13 protein-coding genes are annotated in these 15,337 nt (G+C 60.5%); 11 read left to right on the top strand and 2 right to left on the bottom strand.

Going from position 1 to position 15,337, the window contains the following annotated elements:
- Positions 1–138: 138 nt before the first annotated feature.
- Together ROTMU0001_RS01835 and ROTMU0001_RS01840 are read right to left on the bottom strand one after the other, a co-directional pair.
- Positions 139–765 carry an isochorismatase family protein gene (locus ROTMU0001_RS01835; protein WP_005507823.1) on the bottom strand — a complete coding sequence of 209 codons (627 nt, stop codon included), beginning with the start codon at positions 763–765 and terminating at the stop codon, positions 139–141.
- Positions 766–839: 74 nt separating this feature from the next.
- Positions 840–2,138, bottom strand: a complete 1,299-nt coding sequence (locus ROTMU0001_RS01840; RefSeq protein WP_005507824.1) for a nicotinate phosphoribosyltransferase — start codon at positions 2,136–2,138, stop codon at positions 840–842.
- A 195-nt stretch (positions 2,139–2,333) separates the two neighbouring features.
- Here ROTMU0001_RS01840 and clpS point away from each other — a divergent pair, with 195 nt between their 5' ends.
- The 11 genes from clpS to ROTMU0001_RS01895 all read left to right on the top strand — a co-directional run bounded on the left by clpS (position 2,334) and on the right by ROTMU0001_RS01895 (position 15,260).
- Positions 2,334–2,654, top strand: coding sequence for an ATP-dependent Clp protease adapter ClpS (clpS, locus tag ROTMU0001_RS01845; protein WP_005507825.1), 321 nt, complete (start codon positions 2,334–2,336; stop codon positions 2,652–2,654).
- Positions 2,654–3,280 carry a DUF2017 domain-containing protein gene (locus ROTMU0001_RS01850; protein ID WP_005507826.1) on the top strand — a complete coding sequence of 209 codons (627 nt, stop codon included), beginning with the start codon at positions 2,654–2,656 and terminating at the stop codon, positions 3,278–3,280. The genes clpS and ROTMU0001_RS01850 overlap by 1 nt, the downstream gene beginning before the upstream one ends.
- Before the next feature lie 154 nt (positions 3,281–3,434).
- Positions 3,435–4,487 (top strand): glutamate racemase, encoded by a 1,053-nt coding sequence (gene murI, locus ROTMU0001_RS01855; protein WP_005507827.1) that lies wholly within the window; start codon positions 3,435–3,437, stop codon positions 4,485–4,487.
- Positions 4,478–5,371, top strand: a complete 894-nt coding sequence (locus tag ROTMU0001_RS01860; RefSeq protein WP_005507828.1) for an MBL fold metallo-hydrolase — start codon at positions 4,478–4,480, stop codon at positions 5,369–5,371. The genes murI and ROTMU0001_RS01860 overlap by 10 nt, the downstream gene beginning before the upstream one ends.
- A 142-nt stretch (positions 5,372–5,513) precedes the next feature.
- On the top strand, positions 5,514–6,245 hold the full coding sequence (gene rph / locus ROTMU0001_RS01865) for a ribonuclease PH (RefSeq protein WP_005507829.1): 732 nt from the start codon (positions 5,514–5,516) through the stop codon (positions 6,243–6,245).
- Between the two features lie 38 nt (positions 6,246–6,283).
- Positions 6,284–6,940 (top strand): non-canonical purine NTP pyrophosphatase, encoded by a 657-nt coding sequence (locus tag ROTMU0001_RS01870; RefSeq protein ID WP_005507830.1) that lies wholly within the window; start codon positions 6,284–6,286, stop codon positions 6,938–6,940.
- A gap of 309 nt (positions 6,941–7,249) precedes the next feature.
- Positions 7,250–8,479 (top strand): RDD family protein, encoded by a 1,230-nt coding sequence (locus ROTMU0001_RS01875; protein WP_005507831.1) that lies wholly within the window; start codon positions 7,250–7,252, stop codon positions 8,477–8,479.
- A gap of 355 nt (positions 8,480–8,834) precedes the next feature.
- On the top strand, positions 8,835–10,937 hold the full coding sequence (locus ROTMU0001_RS01880) for a DNA gyrase/topoisomerase IV subunit B (protein WP_005507832.1): 2,103 nt from the start codon (positions 8,835–8,837) through the stop codon (positions 10,935–10,937).
- Between the two features lie 490 nt (positions 10,938–11,427).
- A complete protein-coding gene (locus ROTMU0001_RS01885; RefSeq protein ID WP_005507833.1) occupies positions 11,428–12,999 on the top strand; it encodes a cytochrome ubiquinol oxidase subunit I in 1,572 nt (523 codons plus the stop codon).
- 21 nt (positions 13,000–13,020) lie between these two features.
- Positions 13,021–14,091 (top strand): cytochrome d ubiquinol oxidase subunit II, encoded by a 1,071-nt coding sequence (gene cydB, locus ROTMU0001_RS01890; protein ID WP_005507834.1) that lies wholly within the window; start codon positions 13,021–13,023, stop codon positions 14,089–14,091.
- A gap of 230 nt (positions 14,092–14,321) precedes the next feature.
- A complete protein-coding gene (locus tag ROTMU0001_RS01895; protein WP_005507835.1) occupies positions 14,322–15,260 on the top strand; it encodes a hypothetical protein in 939 nt (312 codons plus the stop codon).
- The last annotated feature ends 77 nt before the right edge of the window (positions 15,261–15,337 follow it).

The raw sequence follows: 15,337 nt of genomic DNA on the forward strand, positions 1-15,337 counted from the left end.
TGACCTCGGCTGGTTGCAGACACGCTAGGTTATGGGCATGCTAGAGGCGGGGAGCCTGGGATGTACATCCCAGGCTCCCCGCCTCTGTGTATTCAACGCCCGCCTGAAAAGGCGAGTCACCGGCAGAGCTAGTGGAGGTTAGAGAACCTCAACCACCTCGACGCCCTCATCTTCAAGTTCGGCAACCACGTCGTCGAGCTTGTCCTCGTGCACGGGCGCGGTCAGGTCAACCAGAACGCGAGTCTCGTAGCCTGCATCGACCGCATCGCGAGCGGTTGCCGACACGCAATAATCGGTGGCGATACCGACAACATCGACGAACTCGATACCGTGCTCATCCAGCCACTCCGACAGGGGAGTCTGCGGGCCGTCCTCGGACGCATCCGCACCAGGCTCGTGCTCGCCGGTTGCGACCTCATCCTCGGGGGCGAGAAGACCCTCAAAACCCGAGTAGGCTGCCTCGAAGCGGCCCTTGCGGAAGTACGCCTCAATGTAGTCGGTGTCCAGGTTCTCGTGAATCTGCGAGCCTTCGCTCTTGGCGACGCAGTGCACCGGCCAGGAGTCAACGTAGTCGGGGGTGTCAGAGAAGTGCGAGCCCGGATCGATATGCCAGTCCTGGGTGGCGACAATCGCGTCGTAGCGGTGGTGGTTGTTCTCCACGTATTCGCTAATCAGTGCGGCAACGTCCGCACCGCGCTCGGTGGCGAGGGCGCCGCCGGCGCAGAAATCGTTCTGCACGTCAACAATAATCAGTGCCTTAGACATGTCTGTCCTTTACAAGTAGGAATGAGTTTTCACTCTGATTCGCCAGGTGAAAAACAGTATCTCAGAAGGGTGGTTTAGATGAATTCGGTCGGAATGATCGGCTCACCCTCCGAGAGGCGGTGGGCAGCTTCGGGAAGCTCAGCCAGGGATGCTACGTGGCGGGCGGTTGCGCGGCGCACACCTTCCTCACCGGTGAAGCCGGGGAGCAGCTCGCCGTTGCGGACGAAGTCCACCATGAGCGGGCGGGTGCCCTCGAGCAGGTTCGGGTCCTCGTGGGTGCCCAGAACCTCGGCGGTCGCAATGCCCATGCTGTTGAGGCGGCGGGCCGCACGCTTGGCGCCACCGATGGACGCCTTGCCAGCCGACGCCTTAGCGACCGGCTGCATTTCACCGGCGGAGTTCTCACGCTCAACGACCTTGTACACCATGGAGGAGGTCGGCGCGCCGGAACCGGTGACCAGCTTGGTGCCCACGCCGTAGGAGTCCACGGGTGCTGCCGCCAGGGATGCGATGGCGTACTCGTCCAGGTCGCTGGTGACGGTGATCTTGGTGTGGGTGTTGCCGAGCGAGTCGAGCAGTTCACGCACACGTGCCGCGGTGGCGACCAGGTCGCCGGAGTCCAGGCGCACGCCGCCAAGCTCTTCGCCCGCGAGTTCCACGCCGAGGCGGACCGCCTCGTCCACGTTGTAGGTGTCGACGAGCAGGGTGGTGCGGGCGCCGAGGGAACGCAGCTGCGCCTCGAACGCTTCACGTTCGCTGTCGTGCAGCAGGGTGAACGCGTGGGCGCTGGTGCCGATGGTGTGCAGGCCGTAGCGCAGGCCAGCCTCCAGGTTGGAGGTGCCCGCGAAGCCGGCAATCACGGCGGCGCGTGCGGCGGAGACGGCGGCGCGTTCGTGGGCGCGGCGCGAACCCATTTCGAGGCAGGGGCGGTTGCCAGCGGCTGCGCTCATGCGGGAGGCGGCGCTCGCCACGGCGGAGTCAAAGTTCAGGATGGACAGCAGGTAGGTTTCGAGGACGCATGCTTCGGCGAAGGTGCCTTCGACCTGCATGACGGGGGAGTGGGGGAAGAACGCTTCGCCTTCTGCGTAGCCGCGGATGTTGCCGCTGAAGGTGAAGGATTCGAGGTAGGAGAGGGTTTCTTTGTTGACGATGTTGCGGGAGGAGAGGAAGGAGAGTTCTTCGTCGTTGAAGCGGAAGTTAGCGAGGCCTTCGAGGAATCGGCCGGTGCCTGCGAGGACGCCGTAGCGGCGGCCTGCGGGCAGGCGGCGGGTGAAGACTTCGAAGGTGCACTTACGGTTGGCTGCGCCGGAGGCGAGTGCCGCCTGGAGCATGGTCAGTTCGTAGTGGTCGGTGAGAAGGGAAGTAGTAGCCATGTGTTTATTGTAGTGGGGGATTAGGGTATTTTTCCTCTTGAGTCGGCGTGTCAATCACTACATAAAGTATTCTTGACTCTAAGTGCTGTAGTATGACAAATTACCAGCACTCTGTGCGGGAGCAACACCGGAGCTACACAGGGGCAACACATACCCGCCCGTATAATCAAAGGGAACCGGCCGCAAAGGAAACCAATGAACACTACCGCCGTGACCCTCTCCACCGGAACCCTCGAGGACACCGACCTCGACACCGCCCTGGAGAACATCCTCGCCACAGACACCCCCTGGAAAGTCATCGTCTGGAACGACCCCGTCAACCTCATGACCTACGTGTCCTACGTCTTCCGCAGCCATTTTGGCTACTCCCGCGCCCGCGCAGAAGAGCTCATGCTGCAGGTGCACAACAACGGCAAGGCAATCGTCTTCACCGGCTCGCGCGAAGACGCCGAAAAACACACCCAGGCAATGCACGCCTGGGGTCTGCTGGCAACCTTCGAGAAAGTAGAAAACTAATGGCGCGACCCTTCCGCCGCACCCCCGGAGGCTACACCGCCTCCTTCGAACCCGCCGAACGCGACCTGATCCGCGAACTCGCCGAAGACGTGCGCGCGCTACTGCGCCCGGCAGATACCACCGCCGACGGCGGCACCGTCGACCCGCTGGAGGCGCTGGTCGGCATCACCGAAAACCCTACCATCCCCGCTGATAGCGCCGTAGCACGCCTGCTCCCCGCCGCAAGCAGCGACGACGAGGCCGCCACCGAATACCGCCGCTACACCGAACGCGACCTGCGCGAAACCAAACGCGCGAACCTCGCCATGCTCGCCTTCGACATTGAATCCAGCGACCTGCGCCTGAACGAAGAACACGCCCGCGCCTGGGCTGCCGCGCTCGGTGATATTCGCCTGGTGCTCGCCGACCGCCTCTACATTGTGGACGAAGACACCGCAGAAGATATTGCGGCGTTCACCGACCCTTCCGAGATCGAGACCCAAGAAGAGTACATGGCTGTGGTGTACAACTTCGTCTCCTGGGTTCAGGACTCGCTCATGCTCGCCATGCTCGACGGGCTGGACGACGAAGAAACGACCGGCGGAGTATTTGGCGGGGCAAATGGCGGGGAAAAAGAGCAAGAATAGAACGAATTTTTCGAATTACCCCTCAAACTATCGTCATATACAACCACATAATGGTGGTTCTCGACTCATCTAACCGCTCAACGGACTAAAAGGGTAACCTTAGCGAGTTAGCATAGAACGTGGTACCCGACCGATAACGAAGTGTAGGTGACACATGAGTGACAGCATCGACGCAACAAATCCCTACCGTGCCCGCACCCCCTGGGGAAGCCCCGCGCCCGTAGGCCCCACCGCCGCGGCACCCATCGGCGTCTTCGACTCCGGCGTTGGCGGACTCACCGTGGCACGCGCCATCATGGACCAGCTGCCTCACGAACGCATCATCTACGTCGGCGACACCGCCCACGGCCCCTACGGCCCCCTCAAAATCGCAGAAGTACGCGCCAACGCCCTGCGCATCATGGACGAACTCGTCGACTCTGGCGTGAAAATGCTCGTCATCGCCTGCAACACCGCCTCCGCAGCGGTGCTCCGCGACGCCCGCGAACGCTACACCCGCCAGTACGGCATCCCCGTCATCGAGGTGATTCAGCCTGCCGCCCGCCGTGCGCTCGCCGCAACCCGCAACCGCAAGATTGGCGTGATTGCGACGGAGGCGACCGTCACCTCCCGCGCCTACGAGGACACTTTCGCGATCACCCCGAACCTTGAGGTGCACTCGGTGGCGTGCCCGCGCTTCGTGGAGTTCGTGGAGAAGGGCATTACCTCCGGCCCCGAGCTGCTGGAGACCGCCCGCGAGTACCTGCAGCCGCTCAAGGACGCCGGCGTGGACACCCTTGTGCTTGGCTGTACTCACTACCCGCTGCTGGCCGGCGTGATTTCCTACATTATGGGCGAGGACGTCACCCTGGTTTCCTCCGCGGATGAGACCGCGAAGGACGTGTACCGCGAACTGCTCAACCACGCCATTGAAAGCCCGGTCCCCGCGGAAAACCCGCACCACGAATTCCTCGCCACCGGCGAATCTGAGACGTTCTCGCAGCTAGCACGCCGCTTCCTCGGCCCCGAGGTCACCAACGTGCGCCACACCAGCTCCGTGGCGGAACGCTACCCGACCGGCTCGCTGGCGGCACTCACCCCCGAAATGCTTGCGGCACACCGCAGCATCACCCTCGACGAATCGGCAGATCCTGCAGAGGCAGCACACACTGTCGCGGGCACCGAATTTTCTGGCACCACCCCTAAGGACGACACCTCATGCGTCTAACCGTTATCGGTTGCACGGGCTCCTTTCCCGGCCCCGTCTCACCGGCTAGTTGCTACATGCTCACCGCCACGGACTTCGCGGGTCGAACCTGGCGCATCATCATGGACATGGGCAACGGCTCCCTCGGCATGCTCCAGCGCCATATCGATCTGAGCGATATCGACGCGATTCTGATTTCGCACCTGCACCCGGACCACTGCATCGACCTGTCCGGTCTGCACGTGGCGGTCAAGTGGGATCCGCGCGGCTGGCCCAAGGGCCGCATTCCGCTGTACGGTCCCGCCGCGATTAACGAGTACCTTTCAGCGACTCACGGCCTGGACCCGGATCCGGGCATGAGCACCGAGTTCGAGTACCACACCTGGACTGAGGGTGAGCCCGTGCAGATTGGCCCCTTCCGCGTGGAGCCGTTCCGCGTGGTTCACCCCTCGAAGGACCCGTACGCCCTGCGCATCACCTGCAACGACCGCGAGGGCCACACCGTGTTCTCGTACTCGGGCGATACCGACCTGTGCGAGGGCCTGGTCAAGGCTGCGCGCGGCGCTGACCTGTTCCTCTGCGAGGCAGCCTACCAGGAGGGTCGCGACGACGCCCTGCGCGGTATTCACCTGACCGGCAAACGCGCCGGCGAAGCCGCCACGGAGGCGGGCGTGCGTAACCTGCTACTGACCCACTTGCCCGTGTGGAACGACCCGGACATCGCCCGCGCGGAGGCGCGCAGTGCCTTCTCCGGCCCGGTCGGCATTGCCGAAATGGCGGCAAGCTACCGCATCTACCCGCGCCCGACAGAGGCTCACCCGGTCACGTCCACCCTGAACGTGGTGGAGGTGCTTGACCCGCCGCTGAACACCGCGATTGCGCTCCCTAAACCAGAGCTGGACTAGGCGAAGCCCAAGCTGGACTAGACCAAACCCGAGCTAGGCTAAAACAAACTGGACTAGTGCAAACTGCACTCAGCCTCGCCCACTTTTCGACATAGATTCAACAGACAGACACAGATCCCGCAGACAGATTCAAGGAGAACCCATGACTGCAACCCGCGAAGACGGCCGCGCCCTCAACGAACTGCGCCCCATCACCATTACCCGCGGCTGGTCCCGCAATGCTGAGGGTTCCGCCCTCATCGAGTTCGGCAACACCCGCGTGCTGTGCACTGCATCCTTCACCGAGGGTGTGCCGCGCTGGCTCAAGGGCGAAGGTAAGGGCTGGGTGACCGCCGAGTACGCGATGCTGCCGCGCGCCACCAACACCCGTTCTTCGCGCGAGTCGCTGAAGGGCCGCGTGGGCGGCCGCACCCACGAGATTTCTCGCCTGATTGGTCGCTCCCTGCGTGCGGTCATCAACATGGATGAGCTGGGCGAGAACACCATCGTGCTCGACTGTGACGTTCTGCAGGCTGACGGCGGCACCCGCACCGCTTCTATTACCGGCGCGTACGTGGCGCTGGCTGACGCTATTTCCTGGGCGAAGGAGCAGAAGATTCTGCCCGCTAAGGCGAACCCGCTGATTGATTCGGTGTCCGCAATTTCGGTGGGCATTATTGACGGCACCCCCATGCTGGACCTGCCCTACACCGAAGACGTGCGCGCCGAGACCGACATGAACGTGGTCGTCACCGGCAGCGGTAAGTTTGTTGAGGTTCAGGGCACCGCCGAGGGTGTGCCTTTCGACCGCGACGAACTCAACAGCCTGCTCGACCTGGCGCTGGAAGGCACCGCTGAGCTGGCTCAGATTCAGCGTGAAGCACTGGCACACTAACCCGTCCCAGTAACTAGTTCCGTCAACAAGGAGAAACTATGGCAGACGCAAAGATTGTTCTGGCAAGCCACAATAAGGGCAAGCTCAAGGAACTGCGCGAAATTCTGCGCGGACGCATTGACGGCCTGGACGTTGACACCCAGGTGGTTGACGCCTCCAGCGTGAACGCCCCCGATGTTCCCGAGACCGGCGTGACCTTCGCTGAGAACTCCCTGCTGAAGGCGCGCGCTGTTGCCGAGGCAACCGGCCTGGTCGCTATTGCTGACGATTCCGGTCTGTCTGTGGATGTGCTCAACGGCGCTCCCGGTATTTTCTCGGCGCGCTGGGCGGGTCGCCACGGCGATGATTCCGCGAACCTGAATCTGCTGCTGGCTCAGCTGAGCGATATTCCTGCCGAGCACCGCGGCGCGAAGTTCTGCTGCGCGGCGTCGGTTGCCGCCCCGAGCGGTTTTGAGGCGGTTGAGTACGGCGAGCTGCCCGGTGAGCTGCTGACCGCACCGGCGGGGGAGGGCGGCTTCGGTTACGACCCGATTCTGCGCCCCGTGGAACTGAACGGTGAGAACGCCCTGTACGAGGGGCAGTACGCTGGCAAGTCTTGCGCTGAGATTCCCGCCGAGATTAAGAACTCGATTAGCCACCGTGCGCGTGCTTTTGAGGCGCTGATTCCTCAGATTGCGGCGGCGCTGACCTCCTAAAATCGCTGTCTAAAACCGTCGCTGAGGTGCCAGAGCATACTCACTGTGCCGCTCTGTTGGGTGAAAACGCGGGGGTTGGGTACGATTTTTTCGTGCATCCCCCTAAAATCCCCCACAGGGATACCAATTAAGGGCACAATAGGTAGAGAAGCTTTACCTCAAGGTTAGTGGCACCAAAGAAAAACTCGTCTGCTGAAGGTACCTTCGGCAGACGAGTTTTGCTATTGAAGAGCCTTTTAGCGGGGCATCTGCCCGACGCTTGCTGTCACCGACCGCGGTAGAAAAACCTGCAGCGAAAGAGACACACCGATGCTCATCCTTCTTCTGCTGATGGCACTCGCCCTTGCCGCCGGATGCTGGGCGTACTCCTACGTGTGGCGCGGACTGAACCGCCGCGTCATTGCCGCCGTGAAGGTGGTCGATCCGATGATTACGCTCGGCCCGTACGTCATGGCGGCGTGGGTGGCGTTCATGGCTCTAATCGCCACGAATATCTGGGCGACCGGCACCCTGCACACTGTGCTGACGATTATTTTCTGCGTGGTTGCCGCAGGTTGCCTCGGCTGGGCTGGATTCTGGTTGCTCATGCACTGCCTGGGCGGGCAGACCCCGGGCAAACGCCCGATGTGGTGGCGCGAGGCGGTTGCCGCGAAGTTCGCCTGGCGTAACCTCTCGCGCATGCCCGCCTACCTGGGTGCTCGCACCAGCATCCTGCCGGTGGAGAACCCGCACCTGACCAAGCCGTATTCGGGGTCGTGGACTCGCCCGCTCGGTGCGACCATGCCCGGGTACAGCTCCAACGGCGAGTTTATTGAGGGCTTTGACGAGTTCGGTCGTAAGATGCCTCATATCTACCCTGTAGGCCCTGAACCGACCATTTTTGAGATGGCGCGCTGGGGTAAGTCGGTGAGCTCCGATCAGTTGCTGACGACCTTCCTGCCGACCGCTCCGTTCGAGCGTCTGCGTCTGCCCGGCACCATGACGGGCCCCTTCACCTTTGCGGGGGAGGTGCCGCACGGTGCGGTGACGAAGTGGCCTCGCCGCAGCGGTGCAAACCGCGCCTTTGGCTCCTACGCTCGTCTGGGCGAAATCACCGAACGCAAGGTGGAGCTGCTGGTCGACCACCGCCTCATTGCGGCACTGCAGACCACCCGTGAAAGCTACGAACGCCGACACAGCTGGATGCTCGCCTTCACCGATATCGCAGACGGCGACTTCACGATGGACGCCGATGAGAACGGCAACCTGCGCATCACCTTCGGCATGGTCACCGAGGGCTACGAGACTCCGTGGGTCTTCACCAGCACCCTGAAAGACAGCCCGCGCCTGCGCCGCAAGGTACGCCACGCCATGAGGGAACGCCGCGTCCTCAAGCAGAGCAGCGGCGAGCTGATGGACTGGTACTTCGTGCCGAAGCTCAGCGAATTCCCGCACGGCCCGGTCACGAATGAGCTTCCCGAAGAGTTCTACTTCAAGTCCAATATCATGGTCACGAACCGTCACGAGAGCTCCTCGCGCGCCTCGGGTGAGGCTCACTAGGGCAGTGCCACTGCTATGAGGCGCCCAGAGTGGACATCTCAGAAATGCATCCTAAAAATTCAGACATCCACAGATACTCACACGCCGGCTGCTACTCCATAGGGGAGTGGCAGCCGGTGCTTTTCTGCTGTTTCATTCTCTCGGCAGCGTCTAATAACGGTACAGAGAGCCTCATGACGGCGCAGGCAGAAGCGGGCAACAAGCCACGATAGAATAGAAACTTAGAGCACTATGAGCGCAAGCCCGGGGCATTTTTTCTCCCTTCTGCGAGCTTGCCGTGCTGAGACCTCTGCAGAGCATATTTGCAGAGACACCTGCAGAGAACACACAGTCATCACTTGCCGAAAGGATTCCCGTGGCGTCTTCGAACTACACCGCCCGTCACCTCTCCGTGCTGGAAGGTCTGGAAGCTGTACGCAAACGCCCGGGCATGTACATTGGCTCCACCGACTCCCGCGGTCTGATGCACTGCCTCTGGGAGATTATCGACAACTCGGTGGATGAGGCGCTCGCCGGTTTCGGCCAGTCCATTCAGGTCATTTTGTACCGTGACGGTTCGGTTGAGGTGCGCGATGATGGCCGCGGTATCCCCACCGACATTGAGCCGCGCACCGGCCTGTCCGGTGTGGAGGTCGTGTTCACTAAGCTGCACGCCGGCGGTAAGTTTGGCGGCGGCTCCTATAACGCGTCCGGTGGTTTGCACGGTGTGGGCGCTTCCGTGGTGAACGCGCTGTCTTCCCGTCTGGACGTGCAGGTGGACCGTGGCTCGAAGACCTACCAGATGTCCTTCCGCCACGGCATTCCCGGATTCTTCGAGTCCGGCCGCACCCCCAAGCCCGAAGATCCGTTCACTCCCGCAACCGAGGGCACTGACGCCCTGCAGATTGTGGGTCGCGCTAAGCGTGGCGTGACCGGCACCCGTGTGCGCTATTGGGCTGACCCGCAGATTTTCACCCCCGACGCTAAGTTCAGCTACGAGGACTTGGCTGCTCGTGCGCGTCAGACCGCGTTCCTCATTCCGGGTCTGCGTATTTGCATCCGCGATGAGCGCCGCCTGCCCGGCACCCCCGGCGAGTTGGAGCCCCACGAGGAAGTTTTCCAGTACGACGGCGGCATTAGCGAGTTCGTCGAGTTTCTGGCGCACGATGAGCGTATTACCGACACCTGGCGTTTTAGCGGCAGCGGATCTTTCACCGAGACCGTGCCCGTGCTCGGTGAGGACGGCCGCTCGCAGCTGACCGACGTGGAGCGCGATTGCGAAGTGGACGTTGCGTTGCGCTGGGGTATTGGCTACGAGACGACGGTCCGCAGCTTCGTGAATATTATTGCCACCCCCAAGGGCGGTACTCACACGACCGGTTTTGAGCAGGGCCTGCTGCGCGTGATGCGCAAGCACCTTGCCGATAATGCCCGCAAGTACAAGGTGGGTAACGACAAGATTGAGAAGGACGACGTGCTCGCCGGCTTGACCGCCGTGCTGACCGTGCGTCTTGCCGAGCCGCAGTTTGAGGGTCAGACCAAGGAGATTCTGGGTACCCCGGCGGTTCGCCAGATCGTGTCGAAGGTCGTGGGTGATGCGCTGAAGGCTCGCCTGGAGTCGACCACCCGTGCGGAGAAGGCTCAGGCGACTGCTCTGTGCGAGAAGGTCGTCTCTGAAATGAAGACCCGCGTCTCGGCGCGCATCCATAAGGAAACTCAGCGCCGTAAGACCGCGCTGGAGTCTTCGTCCATGCCCACTAAGCTGGTGGATTGCCGTTCGACCAATGTTGAGCATTCTGAGCTGTTCATTGTGGAGGGTGACTCGGCACTGGGTACTGCGCGTCTGGCGCGTTCTTCTTCGTATCAGGCTCTGCTGCCGATTCGCGGTAAGATCCTGAACACTCAGCGTGCTTCGGTGACTGATGTGCTTGCGAATGCTGAGTGTGCGGCGCTGATTCAGGTCATCGGTGCAGGCTCGGGCCGTACTTTTGATCTGGACTCTGCTCGCTACGGCAAGGTCATTATGATGACCGATGCGGACGTGGACGGCGCCCACATTCGTACCCTGCTGCTGACTCTGTTCTACCGTTACATGCGTCCGCTGATTGAGGCGGGTCGCGTGTACGCTGCGGTTCCGCCTCTGCATCGCGTGGAGGTGGTGCGCCGCGGTAAGCCGAACGAGATGGTGTACACCTACTCGGAGAAGCAGCTGCATGAGCTTCTGGATTCTTTGCAGGAGCAGGGTGTGTCCTATAAGGAACCCATTCAGCGTTATAAGGGTCTGGGTGAGATGGACGCTGACCAGCTGGCTGAGACGACGATGGATCCGCGTCATCGTATGTTGCGCCGTATTCGCATTGAGGATGCGGAGGCTGCCGAGCGTGCGTTCTCCTTGTTGATGGGTTCTGAGGTGGCTCCGCGTAAGGAGTTCATCATTGCGGGTGCTCATCAGTTGGATACTGAGAGCATCGATATGTAGCTTGCGGCACTTTGCGGGGGAGCGGTGCCTGGCGTGTCACAATTCATGATTTTTTCGTGATAATAGTCACACTATTTCTTGGAAATCTCAGTAAAATCGGTATAATTTAGGCAAATTTAAGCTTTGAGCACTACTTGAACCACCTGTCATATTCCGGGAATCTGTCACCAAAATTTTGCAGAAATAATATAAAAATGCAAAGTTTCACCGTGGTTCCGAAACTGCCTCGCAACCCTGCAATGCACCACAGCGTTTCGCCCCTCAATCCACTCGCACAGTGGGGGATAACGTTCAACGTACCTTTAGCGAAACGTCAAACAATAAACGTCCATACTATGCACAGCCTACTCACAGCTCCTCAGGAAAACCCTGTACCTTAGAAGCATGAGAGACAGTGTGTCAGTAACTCTCGTATGCCCTCCATCGATGGCGGACTACCCGAAATCTGGCACAAACACACATTAAGTACACACATAGTAAGGACCTATCAATGGATCCCCTTGATTTTGGTAGGTGGCAGTTCGGTATTACCACCGTCTACCACTTCTTCATGGTTCCGCTGACTCTGGGTCTGGGCCTTGTTGTGACCTACCTGTACATTCGCTACGTTCGTACCAAGAAGGACGAATACAAGCGCATGACGAAGTTCTGGGGCAAGCTGTACCTCATTAACTTCGCAATGGGTGTGGCCACCGGTCTGGTTCAGGAATTCCAGTTCGGCATGGCGTGGAGTGAATACTCCCGCTTCGTCGGCGACGTCTTCGGCGCTCCGCTGGCAATGGAAGGCCTCTTCGCCTTCTTCGTTGAGTCGACCTTCCTGGGTCTGTGGATCTTCGGTTGGGATCGCCTCAAGCCTGCTGTACACGCATTCTCGCTGTTCATGGCAGTCCTCGGCTCCTGGATTTCTGCATTCTTCATTCTGGTTGCAAACTCCTGGATGCAGCACCCCGTTGGTGCAGAAATGATTGACGGTCGTCCCCGTATGACCGACATCGGTGCTGTGCTGCTGAACCCCCTCGCATGGGTGACCTTCACTCACGTCATCACCTCCGCTATCCAGGTTGCTGGTGGCTTCCTGGTTGGTATCGCATGGTACAAGCTGTGGCGCCGCCGCAAGGACGGCATCGACAAGGTCGTTGACGGCAAGGTTGTTGTTGGTGAGTCCGACAAGGGCGCACGCGACAAGGCCGACTTCCAGGTCTGGTTCAAGTCCCTGCGCCTGGGTGCTGTTGTGGGCCTGCTCGCCTTCGCAGGTATCGGCGCGTCCGGTCACATTCAGGCACAGATGATGATTCACGAGCAGCCCATGAAGATGGCTGCTGCAGAAGCTGCGTGCCACGACGGCACCTCCTTCTCCGTTCTGACCGTCGGTGAGCTCGGCGCTCAGAGCTGTGACAAGATTACCCCCGTCATCGAGGTTCCCGGCGTGCTGTCCTTCCTGGCACACGACAACTTCGACACCCCGGTGAAGGGCATCCAGACCCTGCTGCCCGAGTACGAAGCTAAGTTCGGCACCAACCTGCCCAACAACCCGCTCTACGGTGAGCGTGCAGGTCAGAAGATTGACTACCTGCCCTCCCTCGAGGTCTCCTACTGGGGCTTCCGCGGCATGATGGGCCTCGGCGGAATCGTTCTGCCCTTCTACCTCTACGCACTGTGGGTAACCCGTAAGAAGGGCGTAGGCACCGTCCCCGAGTCCAAGCTGCTCAAGAACGTTGCTGTCTGGTCTATCCTGGCTCCCTTCTTTGGCATCGCACTGGGCTGGATCTTCACCGAAATGGGCCGCCAGCCCTTCGTTGTGGCTCCGAACCTTCAGGGTGATCCCTCGATTCACCTGTTCACCGCAGCAGCTATCTCCCCGGGTGTTTCCGGTGAAGAAATCCTCTTCTCCCTGCTCACCCTGGGCCTGCTCTACGGTGTGCTGATGGTGGTTGAGGTTTACCTGCTCATTAAGTACGTCAAGGCCGGTGTTGTGGCAGCAATGCCCGAGCTGGTTCAGTCGCACCACGAGGACGAGTCCAACGACAAGTCCAAGCGCGATGTGCTGGAGTTCGCCTACTAGGCGGGTAAGGATTGATTCACCATGAACTTTGATTTCAATATCTTTGCCGGTCAGCCTGGCCTGCCCACCCTCTGGTTTGTCGCCATTGGCGTCTTCCTCATCATGTACCTGATTCTCGACGGCTTCGACCTGGGCGTCGGTATGCTGATGGGTTCCAAGTTCACTAAGAACGAGAAGGAACGTCGTCTGCTGCTGAACATCATCGGCCCCGTCTGGGACGGTAACGAGGTGTGGATTGTGTCCGGCGGTGCTGCTATCTTCGCAGCATTCCCCATCTGGTACGCAGCCCTCTTCTCGGCTCTGTACATTCCTCTGACCCTCGCGCTGGTCTTCCTGATTCTGCGCGTGGTCGCAATTGAATACCGCGGTAAGAAGAACGACGAGAAGTGGATCCGTAACTGGAACATCGCTCTGTCTGTTTCTTCCTTCTTCATCGCACTGCTCGTCGGCGCTCTGCTGGGCCTGACCTCCATGGGTCTGCCCATCAACGACAATGGTGACCGCGTCGGCGGCGCCTTCGCATGGGTCTCCCTGCCGGTTCTGCTCGGCGGTCTGGGCTTCGTTGGCTTCTCCCTGGTTCAGGGTCTTGCCTTCATCGCCCTGAAGACCGACGGCGATATCCGCGACCGTGCCCGCAACACCCTGGTGCGCTGGGCTCCCGTCCTGCTGCTGCCGATCGTTGCATGGGTTCTGGCTCTGGACTTCACCACCGGTAACGGCATCTCCTGGCTGTGCACCATCCTGGCTGTGGTTGCTGTTCTGATTGCTTGGATCTCCGCAAAGGGTGGCCGTGAGGGTCGCGCTTTCGCTGGTCTGTCCGTGTTCCTCGCATTCGGCGCGCTGGCAATCTTCACCGCAATGTACCCGAACGTTCTGCCCTCCACCCTGGACCCGGCATACTCGCTCACCATTGCGAACGCATCCAGCTCCGAGTACACCCTGGGCGTTATGACCTTCGTGACCTGCCTTGGTCTGCCGGTCGTCTTCGTCTACCAGGCATGGACCTACTGGGTCTTCCGTAAGCGTCTGCACGTGGATCACATCCCCGACGCTCACGACGCTACCGAACTGGCTGAACTGCCGACCAAGTAGCATGTAGCTGATTGAAAATCCCCCGGATTTCTCTTTCGAGAAGTTCGGGGGATTTTTCTATGCCACCCAGAGGACTATTCCCTCAGAGGATATTCTCGCAGAGGATGCAGCTCGCGGCAGGCGAGTGGGCGCGCAAAAATTTTTGCTGCACGCCTCCCGAAATTCGGGCGCGACAGGGAGTAAAAGGTGTAATGTGGTGTACAACTCACTCTTATGAAAGGGGTTCAACGATGAAGTTCCTCAATCGTAGCTCCACTGCACCCGCCCCTCGCGCCGGTTTGAGCCGTCGATTGCTCACCACGGGTGCCCTGCTGGCCATCGGCGTGCTCCAGCTGAGCGCATGCTCGCTCTTCAACCCGCCGCTGGAACGTGACGAAAGCGTCCACGCCATCTTCGACGCGGAGCAGGACATCGTAAAGATGCCCCTGGACGATTACCCCTACTACGAGGGGGGCACTCATTACGAATACACGGCCTATCAAATTGCCATTAAGCAGTGCTACGCCGAACACGGGCAGAGCTACACCGCCCCCGACCAAGCTCCCCAATCTGAAAGCGCGCCGAGTGGCGATAATGGGCGAAAGTACGGCCCCTGGAACGTCGAATACGCCAAGAAGTACGGATTCCAGAAGCGAGACCCCAACGCCGCCCCCATCTCCTTTAGCTCACCGGAGAGCTTGAGCCCCGAGGAGCAGCTTCGCACCGAATGTCTTGACAAGGCCCGCGAGACCCTGGACGCCGCGGTGCCCGAAGGCAAGAGGCTCGAGAATGACGTGCAGTCCACATACAGTCGTATCTCCAGCGACGCAACCAGCGCCGTTTACGGTAGCAAACTGCACCGCGAGCTCGAAGAGAAGTGGAAGCAATGCGTCTCAGACCGCGGCCTCACCCCTCGCTCGGCAGGCTCCGTCGCCGAGGAAACCCCGCTGAATGAGCAGCTGAGCAAGAACAACGGATTCAACGAGCCCGCCTCCGAAGAAGAGATCCGCATCGCCACCATCCAGGCCGAATGTAACCAGCAGGTCGGCATGAGCAAGCAGCTCTACGACCTGGAGGCACAATACCAGATGCCGCTCATCCGCAAGTACCAGGCGCAGCTTGAGCAGGAACGCAAGGCAGAACGTGAGCGTGACGAGAAGTTCAAGCAGTACGTTCTGGAGCACCAGTAAACCGGGGCGCTAAAAGACAGCGCAACGGAATATAGCGCACAGAAATAGACAGCGCTGACACAGTTCAGAAAGACACC

The organism is Rothia mucilaginosa ATCC 25296 (genome assembly GCF_000175615.1).
Classification (GTDB): domain Bacteria; phylum Actinomycetota; class Actinomycetes; order Actinomycetales; family Micrococcaceae; genus Rothia; species Rothia mucilaginosa.

What these genes read in the sequence shown, in the direction of transcription:
- ROTMU0001_RS01875 (WP_005507831.1), top strand. Translation starts at nt 7,250, where the DNA reads ATGCTCATCCTTCTTCTGCTGATGGCACTCGCCCTTGCCGCCGGATGC.
- rph (WP_005507829.1), top strand. Translation starts at nt 5,514, where the DNA reads ATGACTGCAACCCGCGAAGACGGCCGCGCCCTCAACGAACTGCGCCCC.
- ROTMU0001_RS01870 (WP_005507830.1), top strand. Translation starts at nt 6,284, where the DNA reads ATGGCAGACGCAAAGATTGTTCTGGCAAGCCACAATAAGGGCAAGCTC.
- ROTMU0001_RS01840 (WP_005507824.1), bottom strand. Translation starts at nt 2,138, where the DNA reads ATGGCTACTACTTCCCTTCTCACCGACCACTACGAACTGACCATGCTC.
- murI (WP_005507827.1), top strand. Translation starts at nt 3,435, where the DNA reads ATGAGTGACAGCATCGACGCAACAAATCCCTACCGTGCCCGCACCCCC.
- ROTMU0001_RS01850 (WP_005507826.1), top strand. Translation starts at nt 2,654, where the DNA reads ATGGCGCGACCCTTCCGCCGCACCCCCGGAGGCTACACCGCCTCCTTC.
- ROTMU0001_RS01835 (WP_005507823.1), bottom strand. Translation starts at nt 765, where the DNA reads ATGTCTAAGGCACTGATTATTGTTGACGTGCAGAACGATTTCTGCGCC.
- ROTMU0001_RS01860 (WP_005507828.1), top strand. Translation starts at nt 4,478, where the DNA reads ATGCGTCTAACCGTTATCGGTTGCACGGGCTCCTTTCCCGGCCCCGTC.
- ROTMU0001_RS01885 (WP_005507833.1), top strand. Translation starts at nt 11,428, where the DNA reads ATGGATCCCCTTGATTTTGGTAGGTGGCAGTTCGGTATTACCACCGTC.
- cydB (WP_005507834.1), top strand. Translation starts at nt 13,021, where the DNA reads ATGAACTTTGATTTCAATATCTTTGCCGGTCAGCCTGGCCTGCCCACC.
- ROTMU0001_RS01895 (WP_005507835.1), top strand. Translation starts at nt 14,322, where the DNA reads ATGAAGTTCCTCAATCGTAGCTCCACTGCACCCGCCCCTCGCGCCGGT.
- clpS (WP_005507825.1), top strand. Translation starts at nt 2,334, where the DNA reads ATGAACACTACCGCCGTGACCCTCTCCACCGGAACCCTCGAGGACACC.